This window comes from Streptomyces sp. NPDC087310, assembly GCF_044744405.1.
Taxonomy (GTDB): domain Bacteria; phylum Actinomycetota; class Actinomycetes; order Streptomycetales; family Streptomycetaceae; genus Streptomyces.
Window position 1 is genome coordinate 155569 of record NZ_JBIUYF010000010.1, and the last position, 24784, is coordinate 180352.

Here is a 24784-nt window from a genome sequence, read left to right on the forward strand (position 1 = left end):
ATGGCTCATCTCAGGTGGACAATAGTTCACCAGGCGAACCACAGTCAATGGGCGACCACGAGCGGAGAAGCGGATGCACACCACGGTCGGCATCGTCGGAGGCGGCCCCGCCGGTCTCCTGCTGGCACGCCTGCTGCACAACGCGGGCATCGACAGCGTGGTCCTGGAGAGCCGTGACCGCGCCTACGTCGAGCAGCGCCAGCGCGCCGGAATCCTGGAACAGCCCACCGTGGACGCCCTGCGTGCCGCCGGGGCCGGGGCCCGGATGGACCGCGAGGGCCTGGTCCACGACGGCATCGAGCTGCGTTTCGGCGGGCGGGCGCACCGTATCGACTTCCCGGCCCTCACCGGCGGGCGCGCCGTGATGGTGTACGCGCAGACCGAGGTGGTCAAGGACCTGATCGCCCTCCAGCTCGCCGAGGGCGGACCGCTGCTCTTCGGCGCCCAGGCGCTCGCGGTGACGGGCGTCGACTCCGGCGCGCCCGCCGTCCGTTATCTGCACGAGGGCCGCGAGCAGGTTCTGACCTGCGACTACGTGGTCGGCTGCGACGGCTTCCACGGCGTCACGCGTACCGCCGTACCGGAGGGCGTGCGGACGACGTACGAGCGGACCTACCCGTACTCCTGGCTCGGCATCCTGGCCGACGCGCCGCCCGTGTACGACGAGCTGATCTACGCGCACTCGGAGCGCGGCTTCGCCCTGGCCAGCATGCGCTCCCCGGCCGTCAGCCGGCTCTACCTCCAGGTACCGAACGGCACCGACCCCGCCGACTGGCCCGACGCGCGGATCTGGGACGAACTGGACGCCCGCCTCGCCCTCCGCCCGGAGCCCGGACAGGGCTCGGCGCCCGGACGGCTGCTGGAGCGCGGGCCCGTCACCGCCAAGTCCGTGCTGCCGATGCGCAGTTCCGTCACGGAGCCGATGCGGTACGGCCGGCTGCTGCTGGCCGGGGACGCCGCGCACATCGTCCCGCCGACCGGCGCCAAGGGGCTCAACCTGGCGGCGGCCGATGTCATCGTCCTCGCGCGCGCCCTGGCCGAGGTGTACGGGACCGGCTCCACCGCCCTGCTCGACGCGTACTCCGACACCTGTCTGCGGCGGGTGTGGCGGGCCGAGCACTTCTCGTACTTCATGACCACGACCCTGCACACCGATCCGGCCCGGTCCGCCTTCGAGACCCGCCTCCAGCTCGCCCAGCTCGACCGCGTCGCGACCTCGCCGCACGCCGCCGCCGAACTGGCTGACAATTACGCGGGACTGCCGTTCGGCGGGTGAGCCGACCAGGGCGAGTGGGGGAAGGAACGGATGAGCGTGCGGGAGCGGCCGGGAGCCGATGTGGTGGCCGCGGCGCGCGCCGGGGACCAGCGCGCCGTCGAGGCTCTGGTCACCGGTTATCTGCCGCTGATCTACAACATCGTCGGACGCGCCCTCGACGGCCACGCGGATGTCGACGACGTCGTGCAGGAGACCGTGCTGCGCGTCCTCCAGGGGCTGGACGGCCTGGACGACCCCCGCCGCTTCCGCTCCTGGGCCGTGGCCATCGCCATGAACCAGATACGGGAGCGGTGGCGGACCAGGACCGCCCTGCCGGAGGCCGGCGCACTCCAGGACACCCCCGAAACGGCCGACCCCGGCGCGGACTTCGTCGATCTGACCATCCTGGAACTGCGCCTCTCCGGCCAGCGGCGCGAGGTCGCCGAGGCCACCCGCTGGCTGGAGCACGAGGAGCGGGAACTGCTCTCCCTGTGGTGGCTGGAGACCGCGGGCGAGCTCACCCGCGCGGAGACCACGGAGTCGCTGGGGCTGCCGGGCCCGCACATCGCCGTACGCGTCCAGCGGATGAAGGCCCGGCTGGACGCCGCCCGCCTGGTGGTACGGGCGCTCCGCGCGCGCCCCGCCTGCGAGGAGCTGACGCTGCTGACCGCCCCCTGGGACGGCGTGCCCGGCGCCCTGTGGCGCAAACGGCTCGCCCGGCACGTACGGGAGTGCCCGCGCTGCCACGTACAGGAGCGGGAACTGCTCCCGGCGGAGGGGCTGCTCGCCCCCCTCGCCCTGCTGCCACTGCCGGTGGCGCTCGCCTTCAGGTCCTGGCTGCCGGGGGCGGTCGGTACGACGGCGACGGCCACCCCGTCCGGGGCCACCGGCGCCGCGCCCGCCGGTACCGCGGCGTTCGCCGCCAAGCCGGCCGCCCTGCTCGCCGCCGGGATCCTCGCCATCGGCGGCGGCGCCGCCCTGCTGTACGGCGCCCCGTGGGAGGACCATGAACGGCGCGCCGCTCCGCCCGCCGCCGCGGGTCCGAGGGGCGCGGCCTCGTCGTCGCCGTCCACCACCCCGTCGTCGGCGTCCGCGTCGCCGTCCCCGAGCCCCACACCGACACCGTCGGTCTCGGCGTCCCGTACGCCCGCCGCCACCCCGGCGGCCGGCGCGTACGGTGCCACCGTCGACGCCCCCGACCTCGCGCCCGACCCGGCCGCCCGCCCCGGGCCGCTACCGCGCCGGGGCGAGCGCGGTGTCGCCCTGAGCAGCTTCCCCGGAAAGACGGTCGTCGGCGGTGGGTACCAGATCGTGCACCGGGGCGAGTGGGTGACCGTACGGGGGCAGGGTTACTTCACCGTCCGCTGGGACGTGATGTTCGCCCAGCGCCCCGGCGGCCTGACCATGCCCACCTGGACCGGCCTTCGGGGCAAGCTCTTCCATGTGGCGTCCGGCGGCGGCTACCGGATGGACGATCCCAAGGCCGGTACCACGGGCACCTGGATGGGCAATCAGCGGGACGGTCTGATCGTCCTGCCGCCCGGCGCCCAGCAGATGTGGAAGAACGAGTACTTCCATCTCGACGGCGAGGTGACCCTCCACCTCAACGAGACGGAGGCCGACTACAACCTCGACATCCTGCCCCTGTCCTGGGACGCCGTCTCCGCGGATCTCACCACCCCGCCGGACGGCGGGCAGGACGCACCGCGCTCGCGCTACGGGCTCGTACGGGACACGGGGCGCGACTCGGCGCCGGTGCCGCAGTATCTGACCCGGGCCAGGCCCGAGGATCCGCTGACCGTGCAGCGGGACTCGGACCTCCGCCGACCGCTGACCGGCGCCCGCGCGACCTGAACCGCGCCCGTACGCCTGCTCGTACGCCTGCCCGAACCGCGCCCGTACGGAAATGTGTACGGAACCCGTACGGGCGCCTGAGGGTAATCCCGCACGTACCCCTGCCCACCCCCATGAGGCAGGGGTGCGTGCGGCCACAATGACCGCTCCCCCCTGAGAGCGGTCGAAACGTCAGGACCCTGACCGGAGAAACGCTATCGCCGGACGCCCCCGACGTGTGACGGTCAATCGACCGACAATCGGCACGGGAAAATGTGACGGGTGAGGCGCCGAGTGGTGCATGAGGCGAATGAGAAGCATGGGAAGCATGGGAAGAACACCAGCCCCTTAGGGAGCCTTCCGGAGAAGCACCGGCGTCAACAGGCCCCAAAGCCCCCGCCGGACCCGCACGCCCCCGGCCCGGCCGAACGTGAATTCGTCGCCTTCGCGTTCCGGTACGCCCACCGGATCCGGGTCGTCGTGGTCTGCTCCGGTGCCCTGCTCGCCGTACCGGCCATGCCGGTGGACGCCATGCCCGCCGCCTCGGCCGTCTCCGCCGGGGTCATCGTCTGGAGCCTGCTGCACTACCGGCTCGCGCGGGCGGGCCGTCATCCGCGCCGGACCCTCGTCGCCGACCTCGCGGTGCTGACCGCGCTCTGCCTCACCCAGGCGCTGACCATTCCGGCCTCCCAGACCCAGTACGGCAGTACCTGGGTGCTGGTCGTCGTCAGCATCGTCGCCGTCGCCTACCAGCTCACGCACCCGGCGCGGCTCGCGCTGCCGGTGGCCGCCCTGCTCGCCGCCGTCGATCTGGCCGGCGCGGTGCTCGACCGCCCCGACGGCTGGACGTACGCGCTGCCCAACGTGGGCTGGCTCTTCGTCCAGACCCTGCTCTGCCAGGGGATGTACCGGCTCGTCCTGCGCGGCAGCAGGGCCGCCGACGCGGCGGGCGCGCGGGCTGCCGAGGCCCGGCGGCGGCACGATGTCGCGCAGGCCCAGCGGTCTGCCGAGCGGGAACACCTCGCCACGCTGCACGACACCGCGTGCGCCACCCTGCTGATGGTCTCGGCGCACGGCGGCTCCCTCGACCCGGACGTGGTCCGCACCCAGGCGGGCAAGGACCTGCGCAGGCTCGCCGCGGAGCGCGCGCCCGCACACCCCCCGGAGCCGCACGATCCGCGCGATCCGCACGCCTCGCATGCCCCGCACGAGTCGTACGAGGCGTACGAGACGGGCCTGACCGATCTGACCTGGGAGCTGCTCGCGGAACTCGACGGCCACCCGCTCTCCGTACGCGCCGCGTTCGACCGTACGCCCGGCTCCCTGGGCCCGGTCCCGCGCCCCGCCGCCGTCGCACTGCGCGGCGCGCTGGGGGAGGCCCTGCGCAATGTGGACCGGCACGCGGGCACCGGCTCCGCGACGGTGGCGGCGGCCCGGGACGGGGACACCGTCACCGTCACCGTCCGCGACGAGGGCACCGGCTTCGACCGGGCGCGCGTACCGGCGCACCGCCGGGGGCTGGCCCGCTCGATCGTCGAACGGATGGAGTCGGCGGGAGGCCGGGCCACGATCGCCTCACGGCCCGGCGAGGGCACGACCGTACGGCTGGAGTGGCCCCGTGTCTGATCCACAGCCAAGTTCCTTGACGGAAAACGCCGTTGACGGCATCGGCGCCGATCCGCTGACCGACCGGATCGCCCGCGACATGCGCGCCGGGCTGCGCGTGGCCGGGCTGTTCATCCTCACCGCCGTGCACCTCGGGCTCGCCCTGCCCGCGCTCCTCACCAGCCTGCGCGACTACGACCAGCCCTGGGTCCAGCTCTTCGCGTTCACCCTGCTGACCCTCCTCATCATGGTGGACGCGCTGCTCGGCGCCGACGGTCGCGGCCGGCCGCGACCCTGGGTGGTGCTCGGCCTGACCTGCGCCCTCGTCGCGTCGACCGTCGCCACCAGCCGGCTGCCCGTGGAGGACTTCATCGGGACCCCGCACTGGACGTTCCTGGAGATCGGCTGGTTCGGGGTGCTGCTGCTCTTCGACGCAGGACTGGGGCCGACGCTCGTCTTCATCGGCGGTCATCTCGTGCTCACGCTCACGCAGTTGCTGCTCGCCGGGGTGCCGACCCGGCAGGCCGCCTCCGGCATGGCCGTCAGCGCCCTGGCCATCTGCACCTTCCAGGTCGCCGCCGCGATGCTCGCCCGGTCGCTCGGGGAGTGCGCCGCCGCCGCGAGCGCCACGGGGCGCGAACAGGAGCGCGTGCGTACGGAGGCGGCCGTCGCCGCCCAGGTCCACGCCGACCAGCGGGCCCGCTACGCCGAACTCGGCCGCTCCGTGCTGCCGTTGCTGACCGGGCTCGCCGACGGTTCGCTCCGTCCCGGCGACGGGACCGTACGGCGCCGCTCCGCCGTCGAGGCCGCCCGGCTGCGGCGGCTCTTCGCGGAGCGCGACCACGCGCACGATCCGCTGCTCCACGAACTACGGGCCGGTATCGATGTCGCCGAACGGCACGGTGTCGACGTACAGCTCGCCGTACGGGGGGCCTCGGCCCCGGTGGACCGGCGGCTGCGCCGCGCGCTCACCGAGCCGGTGCTCGCCGCGCTCGCGACCGCCGAGCGCAGCGCCCGCGCCACGGTCGTGCGCGGCGGCGGCCTGGTGCGGGTGAGCGTCGTGACGGACAGTCCGCTGACGGCGCTGACGGAGATCCCGGAGACGGCCGAGCACGGGGTGCGGGTCCGTACCGTACGCAGCGAGGGGCTGCTGCTGGTGGAGGCGTCCTGCACCCTCGACGCCCCGGCCGGGAGCACGGCCCCGGCGGACGGCGCGGACGCTGGCATGGCGGCCGGCGCGGAGGGCGCGCTCGCCGCTGTCCCGGCCGGCCGGGGTCACAGCTCGTCCAGCGACGTCAGCCCGTCCTGAATGGCCCGCGCGACCAGGTTCGCCTTGGTGGTCGCGGGCCGGCCCGCGTTGGCGTACTTGATCCGTACCCGCTCCAGATAGGTGTTCACCGTACGGACCGAGAGCCCCAGGCTCGCCCCGACCATCGCCTTGGACTCCGACTGGAACCACTCCAGCAGCACCTCCACCTCGCGCGGGGTCAGCGCGGGCCGCCCCTTGCGCGCGTCGCTGCCGAACGCCCCGGCCAGCGCGGGCGGGGTGTACGGGCGGCAGTCGGCCGCCGCGAGGGTCGCCGCCATGAGGTGGCGTTCCCCCTCGGCCTTGGTGAGGTAGGTGAACGCACCCAGGTCCAGGCAGGTCAGGGCGGTCTCCTGGCTGTCCTGCATGGTGTAGACGATGACCTGCCGCTCCTGTGCGACGAGTTGCCGCAGCTCGGGGTAGGCGGGCACCCCGTGGGCGAGCTGGAGGTCGAGCACCACCACATCCGCGTCCCGGCCGGGACCGCTCGTCGCCACCGACAGATCGGGCCCCTTGGCGGTCACCGCGATCGGCCGCTCCGACGCCGCGTACCAGGACTCGATGCCCGCGAGGACCACGGGATGGTCGTCGATCAGGGCGACGCTCACGGGCGCGGTTTCCGGCATGCCCCATTGTCCGCAGCCCCGGAGCGCCGCCGGGCGGAAAGCGCCGGAAAGTGCCGCAGTGGGGCGGAAAACCGCCTGTGATAGCTTGCCGAGGCCAGTCGAACCCATGTACGTGGGTCAGGGAATCCGGTGCGAATCCGGAGCTGACGCGCAGCGGTGAGGGCGACGGGCGGGGCATCGGCCACTGGACGGCAGTCCGGGAAGGCGCTTCCGTCCGGATGACCCCGAGTCCGAAGACCTGCTGGCGGGCCTCCGTCCGCGTCCCGTGGCGGGGGAGCACCGTACGACCGGGCTCCGCGCATGGGCCCTCGACGCAGAGGAACGACTCCGTGCCGATCGCACGCCTTGTCCGCCGTACCGCTCTTGTCCTCGCCGCCGGCACCTTGCTGCTGACCGGCTGCGGCGGAGGGGGAACGACCACCGCTCAGGACGGCGCCTCCGGGGCGGGGACCGACTCAGGGTCCGGTTCCGGTTCCGACTCCGGTTCCGGCAAGGCCGCCGGTTATCCCCGTACCGTCACCAACTGCGGTCAGAAGGTACGGATCGACGCGCCGCCCGAGCACGCCGTCTCGCTCAACCAGGGCACCACGGAGATCCTGCTCTCCCTCGGCCTCGGCGACCGGATGGCCGGCACCGCCACCTGGACCGACCCGCTGCCGAAGAGCCTGGAGAAGGAGAACGCCAAGGTCGAGCGGCTGGCCGACAACAACCCCTCCTTCGAGAAGGTCCTGGACGCCGAGCCCGACTTCGTCGCCTCCTCCTTCGAGTCCACCCTGGGCAAGGGCGGCGTGGCCACACGCGCGCAGTTCGAGAAGCTGGGCGTGCCGACGTACGTCTCCCCGTCCGACTGCGCCAAGGACAACAGCGGCGACACCGACGGATCGCGCGCGACACCGCTGACGATGGAGGACATCTACGGCGAGATCCGCGATCTGGCCACGGTGTTCGACGTCGAGGACCGTGGCGACCGGCTCATCGCCGAGCTGAAGGGCCGGATGAGCGAGGCGGTCGCCGGGATCGACGCCAAGAAGGCGAAGGACACCACCTTCCTCTACTGGTTCGCCAACTCCGAGGCCCCCTACATGGGCGGCTGCTGCGGCGCGCCCGGCATCATCACGAACGCCGTCGGCGCGAAGAACGTCTTCGACTCCACCCATGACGAGTGGCCCCAGATCAACTGGGAGACGGTCGCCGACCGCGACCCCGCCTTCCTCGTCATCGGCGATCTCTCGCGCAGGTCGGAGACGGCCGAGACGGCGGCGAAGAAGATCGAGTTCTTGGAGACCAACCAGGTCACCAAGAACATGGACGCGGTGAAGCACCAGCGGTACGTCCGGCTCAGCGGCCAGGCGATGAATCCGAGCATCCGCACCGTGGAGGGCGTCGAGCGGGTGGCGGCGGCGCTGCGCGCGTACGCGCCCGCCGCGTGACGACCACGGAGCGGCCCACGCCCCCCGAGCAGGCCACCGCCCCCGAGCAGGCCACCGCCCCCGAGCAGGCCACGACCACGGAGCAGGCGTCGCGTACGTCGCCCGCGCCGGAGAGCGCCCCGTCCCCCGCGGCCCCGTCTCCCGCGGCCCCGTCCCCCGCCGGCCGGTTCCGCCGGGTCCGGGCGGCGGCCTGGGCCCGCCCCGTGGGCTGGGCCTGCGCCCTCGCCCTGCTCGCGCTCTCCGTCGCCGTGGCGATCACCATCGGGCCCGCGGACATCCGCGTCGGCGACGTCTGGTCGGTCGTCGCCGCGCATCTCGGCTGGGGCGAGTCGCACCTCACCCCGATCCGCGACGGCATCGTCTGGAACCTGCGGCTGCCGCGCACCCTGCTCGCCGCCGTGTGCGGCGCCGGGCTCGCGGTGTGCGGCGCGATCATGCAGTCCCTGCTGCGCAACCCGCTCGCCGACCCCTTCGTCCTCGGCGTCTCCTCGGGGGCGTCCACCGGCGCTGTCCTGGTGGTCGTGCTCGGGGCCGGGGGAGGGGCGCTGTCCATCTCGGGCGGGGCGTTCCTCGGCGCGCTGTGCTCGTTCGCGATGGTGCTGGTGCTCAGTCACACGCTCGGCGGGACGACGGACCGGGTGGTGCTCTCCGGGGTCGCCGCGATGCAGCTCTTCTCGGCCCTCACCTCCTTCGTCGTGATGACGGCCGCCGACGCGGAGACCACCCGCGGGGTGCTGTTCTGGCTGCTCGGCTCGCTCAGCGGCGCCGGCTGGACCGACGTCCAGGTCTGCGGCGCCGTCCTCGTGGTGGCGCTGGTGGTGTGCGGCGGGTACGCGCGCACGCTCGACGCGTTCGCCTTCGGGCAGGACGCGGCAGGGCACCTCGGCGTCTCCGTGGCCCGTACGCGCCTCGTGCTGCTCTGTGTCACCGCGCTGCTGACGGCCGCGCTGGTCTCCTCGGCGGGCGCGATCGGCTTCGTCGGGCTCGTCCTGCCGCACGCCGCCCGCGCCCTGGTCGGCCCGGGGCACAGCCGGCTGCTGCCGGTCACCGCGCTGACCGGGGCGGTCTTCCTGGTGTGGGTCGACACCCTGGCCCGTACGGTGCTCGACCCGCAGGAGGTGCCGGTCGGCGTGGTGACCTCGCTCATCGGGGTACCGGCGTTCGTGCTGGTCCTCCACCGCACCCGGAGGACCCGATGACGACGACCGCGCCACCGGGCCTCAACGCCGCCCGGGTCTCCCGTACCGCCGGGGGCCGCCTCATCCTCGACGGGGTCTCCCTCGCGCCCGCGGCCGGTTCCACGGTGGGGCTGCTGGGCCCGAACGGCTCGGGCAAGTCCACCCTGCTGCGGCTGCTCTCCGGTGTCCTCGCCCCCACCGCGGGCGTCGTCACCCTGGACGGCAGGACGCTGGGCGAGGTGGGCCGCCGCGCGGTCGCGCGCCGGGTCGCCGTGGTCGAGCAGCAGACCGACACGCAGGTCGAGCTGAGCGTCCGCGAGGTCGTACGGCTCGGCCGTGTCCCGCACCGCCGGGCCTGGTCGGCGCCGTCCGCCGAGGACGACATCGCCGTACGGACGGCTCTGGAGCGCAGCGGACTGACGGAGCGCGCCGAGCAGTCCTGGCACACCCTGTCGGGCGGTGAGCGCCAGCGTGTCCAGATCGCCCGCGCCCTCGCCCAGGACCCCCGCGAACTGCTCCTGGACGAGCCGACCAACCACCTCGACATCCAGCACCAACTGGAGTTGCTGAACCTGGTCGCCGCGCTCCCGGTCACCACCGTCATCGCCCTGCACGACCTGAACCTCGCCGCGATGTACTGCGACGAGGTGGTGGTCCTGCGCGAGGGCCGCGCGGTGGCGGGCGGCGCCCCGGGCGACGTCATCACCGAGGAACTGATCGCGGACGTCTACCGCGTACGGGCGGCGGTCACCCGGGACGCCGCCGGAGGCCGCCCCCATGTGCGGTTCCTCGGTACGGTGCCGCGGGACTGAACCCGACAGCTCAAGGGCCCGGGAGCCCGAGCCCGAGTGGTGCGGTCCCTACGCCGGGAGCGGGGGCCGGGTGCGCGGTTCGCGGCGCAGCGCGCGGAGGCCGGCCGTCAGCAGGACGGCTTCCAGTACGGCGATCGACCCGGTCTGTACGGCGTTGACGGTGATCGCGCCGGCGAACGGCGAACCCTCGGCGCCGGCCCCGGCCGGGACGAGGAAGGCCAGGTTCACCACTCCGAGCGCCAGTACGGGCAGCCCGAGGACGGCCAGCGCCGAGGGCACCGCCGGGTCCGGCGGCACAGAGCGGGCGGGGCGGGCGGGGCGGCGCGCCGCGCGGGCGCGCAGCACGAGCCAGAGCGCTCCGGCGGTCAGGAACGTCCAGCCGTACGCCCAGTCCTGGAAGACCGGCGTATGACGGCCCACCAGATACGAGGCCAGGGCCACGGGCAGGCACGCGGGCGGCAGCCACTCGACCACACGCCCGGAGATCTCGGGACGGGGCGCGCCCGGCGGGAAGGCGCTCAGCGTCGCCGCCGCCACCAGGCAGGGGAGCGCGGCGGAGGCCGCCGTCAGCCCGAGCAGCGGCGAGCCGTCGAGGCCCCGCACCACCGCCACGACCTGGGGCAGGGCGGCGCCCACGGCCAGCGGCCCGGCCGTGCGCGGCCGTCCCGCGAGCAGCGCCACGCACGCGCCGATCCAGCCCAGCGGCAGGACGTACGTGGCGACGGACCAGGCCGTCGCGCCGTACCCGGAGGCCGCCGCCCCGGTGAGCGCGTCGAGCACCAGCCGCCGGTCGAACGGGGATCCGGCGAGAAGGACCGCGAGGTCGGTCAGCAGGCCGACCAGCACCACCGAGGCCAGCGCGACCACGCCGAACAGCGCGACCAGCCGTGCCGTACGGCCGTAGGCGGCGTAGCGGCCGGGCGCCTCGGGGCCCGCGAGCCGGCTGCGTACGGCGAGCGCGAGCACGCCGGTCACCTCGCGGAAGCCGGGGCGGCCGAAGGCGATCTCCTCGTCGAGCGGTTCGCAGTCGGAGAGGAAGGTGTCGACCATCTCCTCCTCGCGCTCCCGCCGGTAGTAGGCGGGCAGGACGCGCAGCACGGCCCGGAAGCGCGTCTCCAGCAGCGTCGGAGCCCCGGCCGTCGGCGCCGACGTCGGAGCCTCGGCCGTCGGAGCTCCGTCCGTTGGGCCCTCGGCCGGTGGCGGCGGCTGTGCCGGGTCCGGTGCCTGATTCCGTGCCTGATTCCGTGCCCGGTCCGCCGCCCGGCTCATGCGGCACCTCCGGCGGGGGCCGTGCCGGGGCCCGTCCCGGGGGCCGTGCCCGGCCTGCGGTCGGTCAGGCGCCGCTCGGCGGCCCGTACGTTGGCGGCCATCCGCGCCTGTTCCGCCTCCAGCGCCCGTTCGCCCTGGGGCGTCAGCCGGTAGTAGCGGCGCAGCCGCCCCTGGTGCACCTCGTCGTGGTCGTGCTCCGTGAGGCCGTCGGCGGTGAGCCGGTCCAGCACCCCGTACAGGGTGCCCACCCGCAGATCGACGCGGTGGCCGGAGAGTTCGGCCGCCTCCTGCTTGATGCCGTATCCGTGACGTGGCTCGTCCGTCAGCGCAAGGAGGACGAAGAAGCCCGCTTCGGTGAGGGGTCGGGAAGCCATGGCGCCGATGATACATCGGGAGCCGATATATATCCGCGTGACAATCCGGCGAGGCTTACTGCATATGATGCGCAAGTGCCGAACTACCGCATTCGAACAGCGACCCCCGAGGACGCCGACGCCGCCCGCGTGGTGATGCTCGACACCGTTTACCACGACTTCCGTTCGGGGTATGTGCCGCGCTGGCACGGCGACATCATCGACATAGAGGCCGCCTACCTCACCCCCGCGCGCCACACCCTGCTGGTCGCCGTGGAAGAGGGCGGTAGTGAGGGGGGAGGCGGTGCGGGGACGGTCGTCGCCACCGCGGCCCTCGACTCCCGGGGTCCGGCACATCCCCCCAATCCCCGCTGGCTCGCGGAGCGTTACCCCTCCGGGGAGACCGCTCAGCTCCGCCGGGTGTACGTACGTCCCGCCCACCGCCGCCAGGGACTCGCCCGCGCGCTCGTGCGCGAGCTGCTGGACTTCGCCGCGGCGGACGGCGGCTACTCCTCGGTCTATCTGCACACCGACCCGGCGGTCACCGGCGCCGAGCCGTTCTGGCGGTCGCTCGGGAAAGTGGTGTGCGACGAGCGGGAGGGTGCGGAGGGGGTCCCCGGGGCCCCCGGTGGCACGGGTGGCACGGGGAGCGTCGTCCACTTCGAAGTCCCCATGGTCTGATGCGGAGCTCCCGCGACCGCCCGCGCCTGGTGAAAACGATTGTCATGTAATCTTTCGTTCGCCCTGTCCCGAGGGCCCCGCACAAGGCTGCTCATCGCGTAGAGAACGAGGACCATGCGCCCTGCCCACCGCCGCCGTCCGGTCGCCGGTCTGCTGCTCGCTCCCCTGCTCGCCCCGCTGCTCACCGGCTGCTTCGCCGCCGACGGCGGCTCCACCGGCGCGCCGGGCTCCGGCGGCTCGTCGGACGGCGCGCGGCTGCGGATCGCCCTGGCCTTCCCGCCGTCCGAGAACTTCTCCCCGTACGGCGCCGACGCCACCCTCCTCAGCCGGCTCGGCGTCACCGAGGGGCTGACCAGGCTGGACGGCAACGGCGCGGCCTCGCCCGCCCTCGCCGAGTCCTGGCGCCGCGAGAACGGCCGCAGTTGGCTCTTCACCCTGCGCGACGCCACCTTCCAGGACGGGGCGCCCGTCACCGCGGACGCGGTCGCCGCCGCCCTCACCCACGCCACGGAAGCCACCCCCCTGCCCACCGCGCTCGCGGGCGTGAAGCTCACCGCACGGGCGTCCGGCGACCGTACGGTCCGCGTCACCACCGCGACCGCCGACCCCGTACTGCCGCTGCGGCTGGCCGGACCGAGCCTGGCCGTCCTCTCCCCGAAGGCGTACGGGAAGAAGACGGACGGGAAGCAGGCGGACGGGAAGAAGACGGAGACGGCCGGGAAGAAGGAGGCAGGGAAGGGCAGTGCGCCCGACCCGGTCGGCCACGCCACAGGCCCGTTCACGATCACCAAGGTCAACGGCTCCGCCTCCGCCACCCTCGACCGCTTCGACGACTACTGGGGCGGCCGGGCCCAGGCGTCCGGCATCGACGCCAAGTTCATCGCCGACGGCACCGCACGCGCCAACGCGCTGCGCACCGGTGAGGAGGACATCGCCGAGGCCGTACCGGTCTCGCAGGCCGCCTCCCTCCCGAAGGGCGTCGCCCGCGAAGTGCCCACCGCCCGCACCACCAGCCTCTTCCTCAACACCCGCTCCGGCGCCTTCGCCGACCCGAAGGTACGGGCCGCCGCCCGGCAGGCCGTCGACACCTCCGTCCTCGCCAAGAACGTCTACGAGGGGTACGCCGACCCCGGCCAGGGCGTCTTCGGACCCGCCCTGAACTGGGCGGCCGGCCTGCGCAAGCAGCCCACCGGGCGCGCCGAGCCCGCCTCCGCCGCGGCGGTCAAGGGCACCACCGTCACCCTCGCCACGTACGACAACCGGCCCGAGCTGCCCGAGGTGGCCCAGGTCCTCCAGCAGCAGTTGGAGAAGGCCGGCTTCACCGTCAAGCTGACCGTGCGGGAGTCCTCGCGGATCGAGAGCGACGCGCTGGCCGGGAAGTTCGACGCGTTCGTCGGCGCCCGCAACACCATGCTCGACACCGGCGACCCCGTCTCCGTCCTCGCCTCCGACTACACCTGCGACGGCACCTACAACCTGGCGCTGCTCTGCGACCGGGCCGTGGACCGGGCCGTCACCGCCGCCGACGCGGTCGCCGACCCCGAGGGACGGCGCCGCGCCGTGCTGGCCGCCGAGGCGAGGATCCTCGGTACGGACGCGGTCGTCCCGCTCGTCCACCAGCGCAATGTCCTCGGCGTCGCCACCGCCGTACGGGGCGTGCTCCTCGACCTGTACGAGCGCGCCGTCGTCGCCCCCGGCACCCGGCGCTGAGCGGACGGACCGGCATGAACCGCCCCCCGGCCGGACGCGCGCCCTTCACCGCGCCCCCCGGTCTCACCCTCCTCTGGCGCGCCGCCCTCGCGGGCGCCCTGCTCTGCGCCATCGGCCTGCTGCCCTGGCTCTCGCGCACCGACCCCGCGCTGACCGTGCTCAAGGCGCGCTCAGCGGAGCGCGACCCCACCCCCGAGGCCCTCGACGCCGTACGGGACCAACTCGGCCTCGGCGCGGGCCCCGGCCACCTCCTCGGCCAGTGGCTCGGCGGGCTGACACGCGGCGACGCGGGCGAGTCCTGGATCTCCGGATCCGCCGTCCTGCCCGCCGTCGGCCAGGCGATGGGCGCCTCCCTGCTGCTGATGGCCACCGCGATGGCGGTCGCCGTCGCCACCGGCGGCGCCGTGTGCGCCCGTACGCTCCGGCGCGGCGCGCGGGGCAGGACCGGCCGCCCGCGCGCCGGGGGAGCGGCGGCGATGCTCGCCGCGCTCCCCGAGTTCCTGACGGCGTCCGTCCTGGCCACCGTGGTCGGCGTACAGCTCGGCTGGCTCCCCGCGCTCGGCTGGTACGGACCCCCGTGGCTGGTGCTGCCCGCGCTCGCCCTCGGCCTGCCCGCCGGGGCGCTGCTCGGCCGGATGCTGGACGACGCGCTGCCCGGCGCCTTCACCGAACCGTGGGCGCGCGCGGCGGCGGCGCGCGGCATCCCGGGCCACCGGATCGCCCGGCAGGCGCTGCGCCGCTGCCTCCCCGGACTCCTGCCCAACCTGGGCCTGTTCGTCGTCGGCCTCACCGGCGGCTCGGTCGCCGTGGAGCAGATCTTCGACATCCCGGGCCTCGGCCGACTCACCCTGGAAGCCGCGATCGCCCAGGACCTGCCCGTACTCCAGGCGGGCACCCTCGCCCTGCTCCTGCTCGCCGCCGCGGCGGGCGGCCTCGCGCGCACCGCGGCGCACCTCATGATCGGCCCCGCGCTGCGGGACGGCGCGCTCCAGTCCACGCACCGGCCCACGCCCCCGGCGGGCCGTACCCTGCCCCTGGTGTACGGCGCGCTCCTGCTCGGCGTCATCGGGGCCGGGCTCACCCGCGACCCGCTGCGCCTGGACACCGCCGCCCGGCTCCAGGCGCCGTCATGGGCGCATCCCTTCGGCACGGACGCCCTCGGCCGCGACGTCCTGGCCCGGATCGGACACGGCGCGCTCACCACCCTCGCGCTCGCGCTGGCGGTCAGCGCGGCGGCGCTCCTCCTCGGCGTGCTCCTCGGGCTCGTACCGAAGGTGTCGGGGCCGGCCGTCGACACCGTCAACGCCGTGCCGCCCGTCCTCGCCGGACTCCTCGTCGCCGGGGTCGCGGGCAGCGGCCCGGCCACCCCGGCGCTCGCGGTGGCCGCCGTCGCCTGGGCGCCGCTGGCCGCGCACGCCTCCGCGCTGCTCCTCCAGGAACGCGCCACCACCCACCTGGCCGCCACCCGCGCGCTCGGCGCGGGCCCGCTCCACCTGCTCCGCCGCGAGCTGCTGCCCGCCGTCGTACCGCCGGTGGCCCGCCACGCGCTGGTCCGGCTGCCCGCCGTCGCGCTCGCCCTGGCCTCGCTGGGCTTCCTCGGGCTCGGCGCGCAGCCGCCGTCCCCCGAGTGGGGCCTGCTCCTCGCCGAGAACCTGCCGTACGCGGAGCGCGCGCCCTGGGCGGTCTTCGCCCCCGCCGCCGTGCTGGCCCTGCTGGGCGCGCTCGCGGTGTCGGCGGCGGGCGGGATACGGGGCCGGCGGCGCGGGTCCAAGGCGGCCGGGGCCGCCAGGACCGACGCCTATGTGATCGCCGCCCCGAAGGAAGCCTGATGACCGAGGCAGAGGCACACTCCAGGCCCGGGGCGATACCCGGTTCCACCCCTGAACCCCACCGGTCGGGCCTCGGCCTGTGGCGCGGACTCACCCCGCTGCTCCGCCTGCTGATCCTCACGCAACTCGCCTTCAACGTAGGCTTCTTCGCCGTCCTTCCCTTCCTCTCCGACCACCTCGGCGGGGCCCTCGGCATGGCGGGCTGGCTCGTCGGCCTGGTCCTGGGGCTGCGCACCTTCAGCCAGCAGGGGCTGTTCGTGGTCGGCGGCGCCCTGGCCGACCGGTACGGCGTACGGCCCGTGGTGCTGGCCGGGTGCGTCCTGCGCATCGCCGGTTTCACCTGGCTCGGCCTCGCCGAACGGTCCTGGTCCGTCATCGGCGCCGTCCTGCTCGTCGGCTTCGCCGCCGCCCTGTTCTCGCCCGCCGTCGAGTCCGAGGTGGCCCGCCAGGCCGTGGCCAGGGAGGACGCGGGCGGCGGCCCCCGTACCGGCGTACTGGCGCTGTTCACCATGGCCGGACAGGCGGGCGCCTTCGTCGGACCGCTGCTCGGCGCGCTGCTGCTGGAGGCGGACTTCCGTACGGTCTGCCTCGCCGGATCCGTGATCTTCCTGCTCGTCCTCGCGGGCCACTGGTGGCTGCTGCCGCAGCACATACCGGGCCGTACCCCCACCAGGGGCCCCGGCGGTGTACGCGGCCTGCTCGGCAACCGGCGCTTCCTCGCGCTCTGCCTGGCGTACGGGACGTACCTCCTCGCGTACAACCAGCTCTACCTGGCAGTCCCGGCCGAGGTGGAGCGCGCCGCGGGCTCCCAGGCGCCGCTGGCCTGGCTCTTCGCGCTCTCCTCGCTGCTCGTCGTCACCACGCAGCTCCCCGTCACCCGCTGGGCCGCCGACCGGCTGGACACGCGCCGCTCCATGGCGGCGGGCCTGGTCCTGCTGGCGGCCGGCTTCGCCGTCGTGGCGGCGGCCCGCCCCGCCGGCCTGACGGGCACCGGCGGACTGGCGCCCGTCGCGGGCTTCGTCGCCCTGCTCACCCTCGGCCAGATGCTGATAGCCCCGGCCGCCCGCGCCTGGGTCCCCGACCTCGCCGCCCCCGGCCGGCTGGGCCTCTACGTCGGCGCGCTGTCGTCCGTCTCCGGCCTGATCGTCCTGGTCGGCAGCGCGGCGACGGGCTCCCTCCTCGACGCGGGCCTGCCGGTGGCGGTGCCGTGGCTGGTCCTCGCCGCGATCCCGCTGGCGGCGGTGGCGCTGCTCCCGCGCGCCGGGAAGCCGTAGGCGCCCACGCCACCGGCCCGCGTCACCGGTCCGCGTCACCGGTCCACGTCGCTCCAGTCCGCGTCGCTCTCGTCCCCGTCGCTCTAGTCCTCGCCGTTCGGCCGGGACATCCGCAGCGCCAGCTCGCGCAGCAGCTCCTCCGACGTGATGTCCGTACGCCCCGCGTCATGGACCCGGGCCAGCTCCGTGAAGACGAAGGTGAACGCCCCGATGAGCTGCATGATCGGGGGCAGCGCCGCCTCCGTCACCGAGTGCGCCGCCTCCAGCGGGGTGGCCTCCGAGGAGACCGTGAAGGACGGGAAGACCTCGGCGAGCAGCGAGCCGATCTGCCCCGCCCCGGTGTCGCCGCCGGAGTCCGCGCCGGCCACCGGCTCCGCACCGGCCGCCGGGCCCGCCTCCGCGTCACGGTCGGCCGTGCGGATCCACTCCGCGGACTGCGTGAGAATGCCGATGGCCCTGAGGACGACTTCGTTCTGCTCCATGGACCAGACTCTATGGGGGGCGTACGCGGGTTGACCGCCGTTCACCCCGCGGCGCGTGCGCGGGACGGTGTGGAAGTCGGCAAAACCCGGACGCGGCACCGGCTTCGGACCTACTCTCGAGTTGTGTCTGGAGCGTCCGGCCGGGTGCTCGTTGTCGACGACAACAGGGTCATCAGGCAACTGATCAGGGTCAATCTCGAACTTGAGGGCTTCGAGGTCGTGACCGCGGCCGACGGTGCCGAATGCCTGGACGTGGTCCACGAAGTCGCCCCCGACGTCATCACCCTCGATGTGGTCATGCCGCGTCTCGACGGCCTGCGCACCGCCGCCCGGCTGCGCGCCGACCCCCGCACCAGCAGGGTGCCCATCGCGATCGTCAGCGCCTGCACCCAGTACGAGATGGACACCGGCAGCGCCGCCGGGGTGGACGACTTCCTCGCCAAGCCCTTCGAACCGGCCGACCTCGTCCGCCTCGTACGCCGGCTGCGCCACCAGGAGGGGCCGCCGTCCCTGGACGGCAGGCACGGCGCCGGGCACGCGGGCCGCACCCTCGGCTGACCGCATCGCGAAACCGGTTGGCGGGCAGCCCCCCACTCTCGCCTACGCTGGACCCCGTGACCCCCGCAGAGCTTTCCCGAACCGTGCTGCACGCCGTGTGCCGCGCGGTCGAGGACGACGCACTGCCGGGGCCCGTGCCCGAACGGGTCGCCGTCGACCGGCCCCGCCCCGGCGGCCGGGGGGACTACGCCACCAACGTCGCGCTCCGGCTCGCGGGCCCCGCCGGACGCCCGCCCCGCGAGGTCGCCGAGATCCTGCGCACCGCCTTGCTGCGCACCTCACCCGGATCCGGTATCGCCCACGTCGAGATCACCGGACCCGGCTTCCTGAACTTCACCCTGGCCTCCGGCAGCCGCGCCGACGCCCGCGCCGCCCTGCTCCGCACCATCCGGCGCACCGGGACGCGCTACGGACACGGCGACGCCCTCGAAGGGACCACCGTTGTCCTGGCGTCCACCGAGGAGCCACGGGCCGCCCTGTGGACCCGTACGGTCGTGGCGCTGCTCCGCACCCAGGGCGCCGAGGCCGCGGTCGTCCCCGGCGCCGCCGAGGCGCTGCGGCCGGTCCCCGTGCCCGCGCCCACCACCACCGCCGAGCTGGAGGCCCGGCTCGGGCCCGACGCCGCCCGCTGGGCGCTGCTGCGGCCCGCCGCGCACGACAGGCCGTACACCGACGGCGAGGCGGCCCGCGCGCTGCTCGTCCAGCGCGAGAGCAACGGCCTCTTCCTCGTGCGCTACGCGTACGCCCGCACGCGCGCCACCGCGCGCGGCGCCGCGCGGCTCTCCCTCACCCCGGAGACCGACACCCCGACGTGGACCGACACCCCGGCGCAGACCGGCGGCACGGTCCCCGAGGACTCCGCCGCCGCCCTGCTCACCCTCCTCGGCGACCACCCCGCCGTCCTTGAGGCCGCCGCCCGGCTGCGCGCCCCCGACCGGCTCGCCCGCCACCTCGAACACACCGCGGACGCGTTCCTGCGCTTCCAGGAGACCTGCCACCCGCTGCCCCTCGGCGACGAGAAACCCTCGGCCGCCCACCGGTCCCGGCTCGCGCTCGCCGAAGCCACCGGGACGGTGCTGGCCGGCGGCCTGTCCCTGCTCGGCGTCGACGCCCCGGAGCATCTGTGAACGGGGCATCCGTGAACGTTCCGCACACCTCTGAGAAGAAGCCAAGAGAGCCACGCACATGAGCCGTTCCGCACACCCCGCAGGCCCCCGCCACGCCGACGTACTCACCGAGGGCCACTACAGCGCCCCCGCCGCCGACCTCAACGCCCTGGACGAGAAGGTCTGGTCGCGTACGGTACGCCGCGGGGAGGACGGCGTGGTGACCCTCGCGGGGATCGAAGTGACCAAGCTGGCCGAGGAGTTCGGCACCCCGGCGTACTTCCTCGACGAGGACGACTTCCGCGCCCGCTGCCGTGCCTGGGCCGACGCCTTCGGCAAGGACGCGGACGTCTTCTACGCCGGCAAGGCGTTCCTCTCCCGCGCCGTCGTGCGCTGGCTGCACGAGGAGGGGCTCAACCTCGACGTGTGCTCCGGCGGCGAGCTGGCCACCGCCCTGTCCGCCGGGATGCCCGCCGAGCGCATCGCCTTCCACGGGAACAACAAGTCCACCGAGGAGATCGAGCGCGCCGTCACCGCCGGGGTCGGCCGCATCGTCCTCGACTCCTTCCAGGAGATCGTGCGGGTCGCCCATGTCGCGCAGCGCCTCGGCAGGCGCCAGCCCGTGCAGATCCGGGTCACGGTCGGCGTGGAGGCGCACACGCACGAGTTCATCGCCACCGCGCACGAGGACCAGAAGTTCGGGATCGCCCTGGCCGGCGGACAGGCCGCCGAGGCCGTCCGCAGGGCCCTCAAGCTCGACGGCCTCGAACTGATCGGCATCCACTCGCACATCGGCTCGCAGATCTTCGACATGGCCGGCTTCGAGGTCTCCGCCCGCCGCGTCGTCCAGCTCCTCGCCGAGGTGCGCGACGAGCACGGCGTGGAACTGCCGGAGATCGACCTCGGCGGCGGCCTCGGCATCGCGTACACCTCCGAGGACGACCCGCGCGAGCCGCACGACATCGCCAAGGCGCTCAGCGACATCGTCACCCGCGAGTGCGAGGCCGCCGGGCTCCGTACGCCGCGCATCTCCGTCGAACCGGGACGCGCCATCGTGGGCCCGACGGCCTTCACGCTGTACGAGGTCGGCACGATCAAGCCGCTCGACGGGCTCCGCACCTATGTCAGTGTGGACGGTGGCATGTCCGACAACATCCGTACGGCGCTCTACGACGCCGAGTACAGCGTGGCGCTGGTCTCCCGCGCCTCCGACGCCGAGGCCATGCTGACCCGCGTCGTCGGCAAGCACTGCGAGAGCGGCGACATCGTCGTACGGGACGCGTTCCTCCCCGCCGACCTGGCCCCCGGCGACCTGCTCGCGGTGCCCGCCACCGGCGCGTACTGCCGCTCGATGGCGAGCAACTACAACCACGCGCTCCGGCCGCCCGTCGTCGCCGTCAGGGACGGCGAGGCCCGGGTGATCGTCCGGCGCGAGACGGAGGAAGATCTGCTGCGTCTCGATGTCGGTCACTGAAATACATGTCTCGCAATCTGGACGAGGGGCAGAAACTCCCGTCCGGTGAGTGAGACTGGTTGGCAATCACGCTTCCGCCCGATCTCGGCGGTCGCGCTCGACGGACTGGATGAAAGGCGTAGGTCGGATGATGCGTACGCGTCCGCTGAAGGTGGCGCTGCTGGGCTGTGGTGTGGTCGGCTCAGAGGTGGCGCGCATCATGACGACGCACGCCGACGACCTCGCCGCGCGGATCGGGGCCCCGGTGGAGCTGGCCGGGGTCGCCGTCCGGCGCCCCTCCAAGGTTCGCGCGGGCATCGACCCCTCCCTCGTCACCACCGACGCGACCGCTCTGGTCAAACGGGGTGACATCGACGTGGTGGTCGAGGTGATCGGCGGCATCGAGCCCGCCCGTACGCTCATCACCACCGCCTTCGAGCACGGTGCCTCCGTCGTCTCCGCCAACAAGGCGCTGCTCGCCGAGGACGGCACGACGCTCTACGACGCCGCCGCCAGGCACGGCCGCGACCTGTACTTCGAGGCGGCCGTCGCGGGCGCCATCCCGCTGGTCAGGCCGCTCCGCGAGTCGCTGGCGGGGGACAAGGTCAACCGCGTCCTCGGCATCGTCAACGGCACGACCAACTTCATCCTCGACCGGATGGACAGCGCGGGCTCCGGCTACTCCGAGGCGCTCGACGAGGCCACCGCCCTCGGGTACGCCGAGGCCGACCCGACCGCCGACGTCGAGGGCTTCGACGCCGCCGCCAAGGCCGCCATCCTCGCCGGGATCGCCTTCCACACCCGCGTACGCCTCGACGACGTGCACCGCGAGGGCATCACGGAGGTCACCTCCGCCGATCTCGCCTCCGCCAAGCGCATGGGCTGTACGGTCAAGCTCCTCGCGATCTGCGAGCGCGCCGCCGACGGCCGCTCCGTCACCGCCCGCGTCCACCCGGCGATGATCCCGCTCAGCCACCCGCTCGCCTCCGTGCGCGAGGCGTACAACGCGGTCTTCATCGAGGCCGAGGCGGCCGGGCAGCTCATGTTCTACGGCCCCGGCGCGGGCGGCTCACCGACCGCCTCCGCCGTCCTCGGCGACCTCGTCGCCGTGTGCCGCAACAAGCTCGCCGGAGCCACCGGCCCCGGCGAGTCCGCGTACACCCAGCTTCCCGTCAGCCCCATGGGCGACGTGGTGACGCGCTACCACATCAGTCTCGACGTGGCCGACAAACCGGGTGTGCTCGCCCAGGTCGCGACGGTGTTCGCCGAGCACGGCGTGTCCATCGACACGGTCCGGCAGAAGGGCCGTCAGGACGGTGCGGGCGAGGCCGCCCTCGTCGTCGTCACCCACCGCGCGGCCGACGCGGCCCTCTCGGGGACCGTCGCGGCGCTGCGCAAGCTCGACACCGTGCGCGGTGTCGCCAGCATCATGCGTGTTGAAGGGGAGTAAGGGACCCATGACCAGCAATGGCCTGACCAGCAATGGCAGCCGTGAGGGCGCCCACCAGTGGCGCGGCATCATCGAGGAGTACCGGCACCGCCTCCCGGTGACGGAGAAGACGCCTGTCGTCACCCTCCGCGAGGGCGGTACGCCGCTCGTTCCGGCCCAGGTGCTCTCCGAGCGTACGGGCTGTGAGGTACATCTCAAGGTCGAGGGCGCGAACCCCACCGGGTCCTTCAAGGACCGGGGGATGACCATGGCCATCACCCGGGCCAAGGAGGAGGGCGCCCAGGCGGTCATCTGCGCCTCCACCGGCAACACCTCGGCCTCGGCCGCCGCCTACGCCGTACGGGCCGGGATGGTCTGCGCCGTACTGGTGCCCCAGGGCAAGATCGCCATCGGCAAGATGGGGCAGGCGCTGGTCCACGGCGCGAAGATCCTCCAGGTCGAGGGGAACTTCGACGACTGTCTGACGCTGGCCCGCTCGCTCTCCGACAACTACCCGGTGGCGCTGGTCAATTCGGTCAATCCGGTCCGTATCCAGGGCCAGAAGACCGCCGCGTTCGAGATCGTGGACGCGCTCGGCGACGCCCCGGACATCCATGTGCTGCCCGTCGGGAACGCCGGCAACATCACGGCCTACTGGAAGGGCTACACCGAGTACGCCGCCGACGGCGTCGCGGGGCGCAAGCCGCGCATGTGGGGCTTCCAGGCGTCCGGTTCCGCGCCGATCGTGCGCGGCGAGATCGTCAAGGACCCGCACACCGTCGCCACCGCGATCCGGATCGGCAACCCGGCCTCCTGGCAGTACGCGCTGGACGCCCGCGACGAGTCCGGCGGCTTCATCGACGAGGTGACGGACCGTCAGATCCTCGCCGCCTACCGGCTGTTGGCCTCCCAGGAGGGCGTCTTCGTCGAGCCCGCCTCGGCCGCCTCCGTCGCCGGTCTGCTCAAGGCCGCGGACGAGGGCAAGGTCGACCCCGGCCAGCGCATCGTCTGCACGGTCACCGGGAACGGCCTCAAGGACCCCGACTGGGCCGTGGCCGGGGCTCCGCAGCCGGTCACCGTGCCGGTCGACGCGGTCGCCGCGGCGGCCCGCCTCGGCCTCGTCTGACGCCCTCCCGGCCCTGACGCGCCGCCCGGCCGGCGGCTCCGGGGGCGGCCCGTGGGCATGACCGACATAGGCGCACAGGCAGGCACGCGACACGCATCGTGCGCCTCCTGTGCGCCCTATGTCGCCACGGATCCATCCTTCGATAAGCTGTACCCAATCCGCCCCGCCGCACATGCCGTGGTGTTGCCGCCGCCGTGGCCCCGGGCGTTCCGTACGGCCTTCTCGAAACCTCCTCCCGCACCACCCGGAACCCCTCGCAGCCACGCAAGTTCGCCGTCACCCCAGCAAGCCAGGTTACCCAGTACCGCAGTCACAAGGAGAGTCGTCAGAGCGATGGCCGGTCCCGCGTTCCGCGCCGCCGCCGTACGGGTGCGCACCCCCGCCACCAGCGCCAACCTCGGCCCTGGCTTCGACGCCCTGGGCCTGTCGCTGGGGCTCTACGACGACGTGGTGGTCCGGGTCGCCGACTCGGGGCTGCACGTCGACATCGCGGGTGAGGGCGCCGAGACGCTTCCCCGCGACGAGAACCATCTGCTCGTACGGTCCCTGCGTACCGCCTTCGACCTGCTCGGCGGACAGCCGCGCGGCCTGGAGGTCGTCTGCGCCAACCGGATCCCGCACGGCCGTGGCCTGGGCTCCTCGTCGGCCGCCATCTGCGCCGGGATCGTCGCCGCCCGCGCGGTCACCATAGGCGGGGACGCCCGGCTCGACGACGCGGCGCTGCTGGAGCTGGCGACCGAGATCGAGGGCCACCCGGACAATGTCGCCGCCTGCCTGCTCGGCGGCTTCACGCTCGCCTGGATGGACGGGGGAGCGGCCCGCGCCATCAGGATGGACCCGGTCGGTTCCATCGTTCCGGTGGTTTTCGTACCCGCCAAGGCGGTCCTGACGGAGACGGCCCGCGGCCTCCTGCCGCGTACGGTCCCCCATGTGGACGCGGCGGCCAACGCAGGTCGTGCGGCCCTCCTCGTCGAGGCCATGACCCGACGCCCCGAGCTGCTGCTGCCCGCCACGGAGGACCGCCTCCACCAGGACTACCGGGCCCCCGCGATGCCCGAGAGCATCGCTCTGGTCAACCGGCTGCGCGCGGACGGCGTCCCAGCAGTTGTGTCCGGCGCTGGCCCCACGGTGCTCGCGCTGGTCGAGGACGGTGCGGCCGACAAGGTCGCACGGCTGGCGGGCGAGGGATGGGCGGCCAACCGGCTCTCCCTCGACGCCGCGGGGGCGAGCGTTCTGCCGCTCGGCTCGTAGGGCACGCAGAGCTCTTGGCAAGAACAGCCACAGGAGATTGCCGGTGAGGGAGAGGGGGAATGTTTGTTGGAGCCGGTAGTGTTAACCTCAAGTCTGCAACCGACGTCTTTCAGGCGCGGTGCTTCGTGTCCCACATCGGGACCGCCCTTCTTCCGGGAGCCTCCCCAACTGCCTGAGCAGCCTGCCTGAGCAGTTTTGAGCACGCACCGGAACCGGCA

Annotated in this window: 21 protein-coding genes and 1 riboswitch; of the genes, 17 read left to right on the forward strand and 4 right to left on the reverse strand. The window is 73.8% G+C overall.

Annotated features, from left to right (window positions below):
- The first annotated feature begins 73 nt into the window (after positions 1 to 73).
- The 4 genes from ACIO3P_RS33795 to ACIO3P_RS33810 all read left to right on the forward strand — a co-directional run bounded on the left by ACIO3P_RS33795 (position 74) and on the right by ACIO3P_RS33810 (position 6002).
- Entirely contained in the window at positions 74 to 1276 is a 1203-nt protein-coding gene (locus ACIO3P_RS33795) for a 4-hydroxybenzoate 3-monooxygenase (protein WP_329829464.1), read from the forward strand.
- A 30-nt stretch (positions 1277 to 1306) separates the two neighbouring features.
- A complete protein-coding gene (locus tag ACIO3P_RS33800) occupies positions 1307 to 3109 on the forward strand; it encodes an RNA polymerase sigma factor (RefSeq protein ID WP_401851111.1) in 1803 nt (600 codons plus the stop codon).
- 276 nt (positions 3110 to 3385) lie between these two features.
- The gene (locus ACIO3P_RS33805; RefSeq protein WP_401851109.1) at positions 3386 to 4714 is read left to right on the forward strand and encodes a sensor histidine kinase; all 1329 of its coding nucleotides are present in this window, start codon (positions 3386 to 3388) and stop codon (positions 4712 to 4714) included.
- A 16-nt stretch (positions 4715 to 4730) separates the two neighbouring features.
- Complete coding sequence (locus ACIO3P_RS33810; RefSeq protein ID WP_401851107.1) at positions 4731 to 6002, forward strand: hypothetical protein; 1272 nt, start codon at positions 4731 to 4733, stop codon at positions 6000 to 6002.
- On the opposite strand, the gene ACIO3P_RS33815 is transcribed toward ACIO3P_RS33810, so the two are convergent.
- Positions 5969 to 6625: a response regulator gene (locus ACIO3P_RS33815; RefSeq protein ID WP_329829468.1), complete on the reverse strand. Its 657-nt coding sequence runs from the start codon at positions 6623 to 6625 to the stop codon at positions 5969 to 5971. The two genes, ACIO3P_RS33810 and ACIO3P_RS33815, sit on opposite strands and share 34 nt — an antisense overlap.
- A gap of 78 nt (positions 6626 to 6703) precedes the next feature.
- A riboswitch (cobalamin riboswitch) is annotated at positions 6704 to 6886 on the forward strand.
- 68 nt (positions 6887 to 6954) lie between these two features.
- Here ACIO3P_RS33815 and ACIO3P_RS33820 point away from each other — a divergent pair.
- The 3 genes from ACIO3P_RS33820 (at position 6955) to ACIO3P_RS33830 (ending at position 10045) form a co-directional block, all read left to right on the forward strand.
- Entirely contained in the window at positions 6955 to 8055 is a 1101-nt protein-coding gene (locus tag ACIO3P_RS33820) for an ABC transporter substrate-binding protein (protein WP_401851105.1), read from the forward strand.
- 203 nt (positions 8056 to 8258) lie between these two features.
- On the forward strand, positions 8259 to 9254 hold the full coding sequence (locus ACIO3P_RS33825) for a FecCD family ABC transporter permease (protein ID WP_401851743.1): 996 nt from the start codon (positions 8259 to 8261) through the stop codon (positions 9252 to 9254).
- Entirely contained in the window at positions 9251 to 10045 is a 795-nt protein-coding gene (locus ACIO3P_RS33830) for an ABC transporter ATP-binding protein (RefSeq protein WP_329829470.1), read from the forward strand. Before ACIO3P_RS33825 ends, ACIO3P_RS33830 begins: the two co-directional genes overlap by 4 nt.
- A 48-nt stretch (positions 10046 to 10093) precedes the next feature.
- Here the strand turns inward: ACIO3P_RS33830 and ACIO3P_RS33835 are convergent, their stop codons facing one another.
- Positions 10094 to 11314 (reverse strand): hypothetical protein, encoded by a 1221-nt coding sequence (locus ACIO3P_RS33835; protein ID WP_401851102.1) that lies wholly within the window; start codon positions 11312 to 11314, stop codon positions 10094 to 10096.
- A complete protein-coding gene (locus ACIO3P_RS33840; protein ID WP_329829472.1) occupies positions 11311 to 11688 on the reverse strand; it encodes a PadR family transcriptional regulator in 378 nt (125 codons plus the stop codon). The genes ACIO3P_RS33835 and ACIO3P_RS33840 overlap by 4 nt, the downstream gene beginning before the upstream one ends.
- A gap of 75 nt (positions 11689 to 11763) precedes the next feature.
- On the opposite strand from ACIO3P_RS33840, the gene ACIO3P_RS33845 reads away from it, so the two are divergent.
- From ACIO3P_RS33845 to ACIO3P_RS33860, 4 genes are all read left to right on the forward strand, one after another.
- Entirely contained in the window at positions 11764 to 12348 is a 585-nt protein-coding gene (locus tag ACIO3P_RS33845; protein ID WP_401791298.1) for a GNAT family N-acetyltransferase, read from the forward strand.
- Between the two features lie 114 nt (positions 12349 to 12462).
- Entirely contained in the window at positions 12463 to 14058 is a 1596-nt protein-coding gene (locus ACIO3P_RS33850; RefSeq protein WP_401851100.1) for an ABC transporter substrate-binding protein, read from the forward strand.
- 14 nt (positions 14059 to 14072) lie between these two features.
- Positions 14073 to 15887: an ABC transporter permease subunit gene (locus ACIO3P_RS33855; protein WP_329829475.1), complete on the forward strand. Its 1815-nt coding sequence runs from the start codon at positions 14073 to 14075 to the stop codon at positions 15885 to 15887.
- Positions 15887 to 17161, forward strand: coding sequence for an MDR family MFS transporter (locus ACIO3P_RS33860; protein ID WP_401851098.1), 1275 nt, complete (start codon positions 15887 to 15889; stop codon positions 17159 to 17161). Before ACIO3P_RS33855 ends, ACIO3P_RS33860 begins: the two co-directional genes overlap by 1 nt.
- 83 nt (positions 17162 to 17244) lie before the next feature.
- Here the strand turns inward: ACIO3P_RS33860 and ACIO3P_RS33865 are convergent, their stop codons facing one another.
- A complete protein-coding gene (locus ACIO3P_RS33865) occupies positions 17245 to 17643 on the reverse strand; it encodes a hypothetical protein (protein ID WP_329829477.1) in 399 nt (132 codons plus the stop codon).
- Positions 17644 to 17655: 12 nt separating this feature from the next.
- Here ACIO3P_RS33865 and ACIO3P_RS33870 point away from each other — a divergent pair, with 12 nt between their 5' ends.
- From ACIO3P_RS33870 to thrB, 6 genes are all read left to right on the forward strand, one after another.
- Positions 17656 to 18201 carry a response regulator gene (locus ACIO3P_RS33870; RefSeq protein ID WP_401851096.1) on the forward strand — a complete coding sequence of 182 codons (546 nt, stop codon included), beginning with the start codon at positions 17656 to 17658 and terminating at the stop codon, positions 18199 to 18201.
- Positions 18202 to 18257: 56 nt separating this feature from the next.
- Positions 18258 to 19328 (forward strand): ArgS-related anticodon-binding protein NrtL, encoded by a 1071-nt coding sequence (nrtL, locus tag ACIO3P_RS33875; RefSeq protein WP_401851094.1) that lies wholly within the window; start codon positions 18258 to 18260, stop codon positions 19326 to 19328.
- A 58-nt stretch (positions 19329 to 19386) separates the two neighbouring features.
- Positions 19387 to 20781 (forward strand): diaminopimelate decarboxylase, encoded by a 1395-nt coding sequence (gene lysA, locus ACIO3P_RS33880; RefSeq protein WP_329829480.1) that lies wholly within the window; start codon positions 19387 to 19389, stop codon positions 20779 to 20781.
- A 127-nt stretch (positions 20782 to 20908) separates the two neighbouring features.
- Positions 20909 to 22210 (forward strand): homoserine dehydrogenase, encoded by a 1302-nt coding sequence (locus ACIO3P_RS33885; RefSeq protein WP_329829481.1) that lies wholly within the window; start codon positions 20909 to 20911, stop codon positions 22208 to 22210.
- Between the two features lie 7 nt (positions 22211 to 22217).
- On the forward strand, positions 22218 to 23315 hold the full coding sequence (gene thrC / locus ACIO3P_RS33890) for a threonine synthase (RefSeq protein ID WP_401791288.1): 1098 nt from the start codon (positions 22218 to 22220) through the stop codon (positions 23313 to 23315).
- Positions 23316 to 23648: 333 nt separating this feature from the next.
- Positions 23649 to 24566: a homoserine kinase gene (thrB, locus tag ACIO3P_RS33895; protein WP_399292883.1), complete on the forward strand. Its 918-nt coding sequence runs from the start codon at positions 23649 to 23651 to the stop codon at positions 24564 to 24566.
- Positions 24567 to 24784: the final 218 nt, after the last annotated feature.

What these genes read in the sequence shown, in the direction of transcription:
- ACIO3P_RS33815 (WP_329829468.1), bottom strand. Translation starts at nt 6,625, where the DNA reads ATGCCGGAAACCGCGCCCGTGAGCGTCGCCCTGATCGACGACCATCCC.
- ACIO3P_RS33870 (WP_401851096.1), top strand. Translation starts at nt 17,656, where the DNA reads ATGGGGGGCGTACGCGGGTTGACCGCCGTTCACCCCGCGGCGCGTGCG.
- ACIO3P_RS33830 (WP_329829470.1), top strand. Translation starts at nt 9,251, where the DNA reads ATGACGACGACCGCGCCACCGGGCCTCAACGCCGCCCGGGTCTCCCGT.
- ACIO3P_RS33840 (WP_329829472.1), bottom strand. Translation starts at nt 11,688, where the DNA reads ATGGCTTCCCGACCCCTCACCGAAGCGGGCTTCTTCGTCCTCCTTGCG.
- lysA (WP_329829480.1), top strand. Translation starts at nt 19,387, where the DNA reads ATGAGCCGTTCCGCACACCCCGCAGGCCCCCGCCACGCCGACGTACTC.
- ACIO3P_RS33795 (WP_329829464.1), top strand. Translation starts at nt 74, where the DNA reads ATGCACACCACGGTCGGCATCGTCGGAGGCGGCCCCGCCGGTCTCCTG.
- ACIO3P_RS33800 (WP_401851111.1), top strand. Translation starts at nt 1,307, where the DNA reads ATGAGCGTGCGGGAGCGGCCGGGAGCCGATGTGGTGGCCGCGGCGCGC.
- thrB (WP_399292883.1), top strand. Translation starts at nt 23,649, where the DNA reads ATGGCCGGTCCCGCGTTCCGCGCCGCCGCCGTACGGGTGCGCACCCCC.
- ACIO3P_RS33865 (WP_329829477.1), bottom strand. Translation starts at nt 17,643, where the DNA reads ATGGAGCAGAACGAAGTCGTCCTCAGGGCCATCGGCATTCTCACGCAG.
- ACIO3P_RS33850 (WP_401851100.1), top strand. Translation starts at nt 12,463, where the DNA reads ATGCGCCCTGCCCACCGCCGCCGTCCGGTCGCCGGTCTGCTGCTCGCT.
- ACIO3P_RS33855 (WP_329829475.1), top strand. Translation starts at nt 14,073, where the DNA reads ATGAACCGCCCCCCGGCCGGACGCGCGCCCTTCACCGCGCCCCCCGGT.
- ACIO3P_RS33860 (WP_401851098.1), top strand. Translation starts at nt 15,887, where the DNA reads ATGACCGAGGCAGAGGCACACTCCAGGCCCGGGGCGATACCCGGTTCC.
- ACIO3P_RS33835 (WP_401851102.1), bottom strand. Translation starts at nt 11,314, where the DNA reads ATGAGCCGGGCGGCGGACCGGGCACGGAATCAGGCACGGAATCAGGCA.
- ACIO3P_RS33885 (WP_329829481.1), top strand. Translation starts at nt 20,909, where the DNA reads ATGATGCGTACGCGTCCGCTGAAGGTGGCGCTGCTGGGCTGTGGTGTG.
- thrC (WP_401791288.1), top strand. Translation starts at nt 22,218, where the DNA reads ATGACCAGCAATGGCCTGACCAGCAATGGCAGCCGTGAGGGCGCCCAC.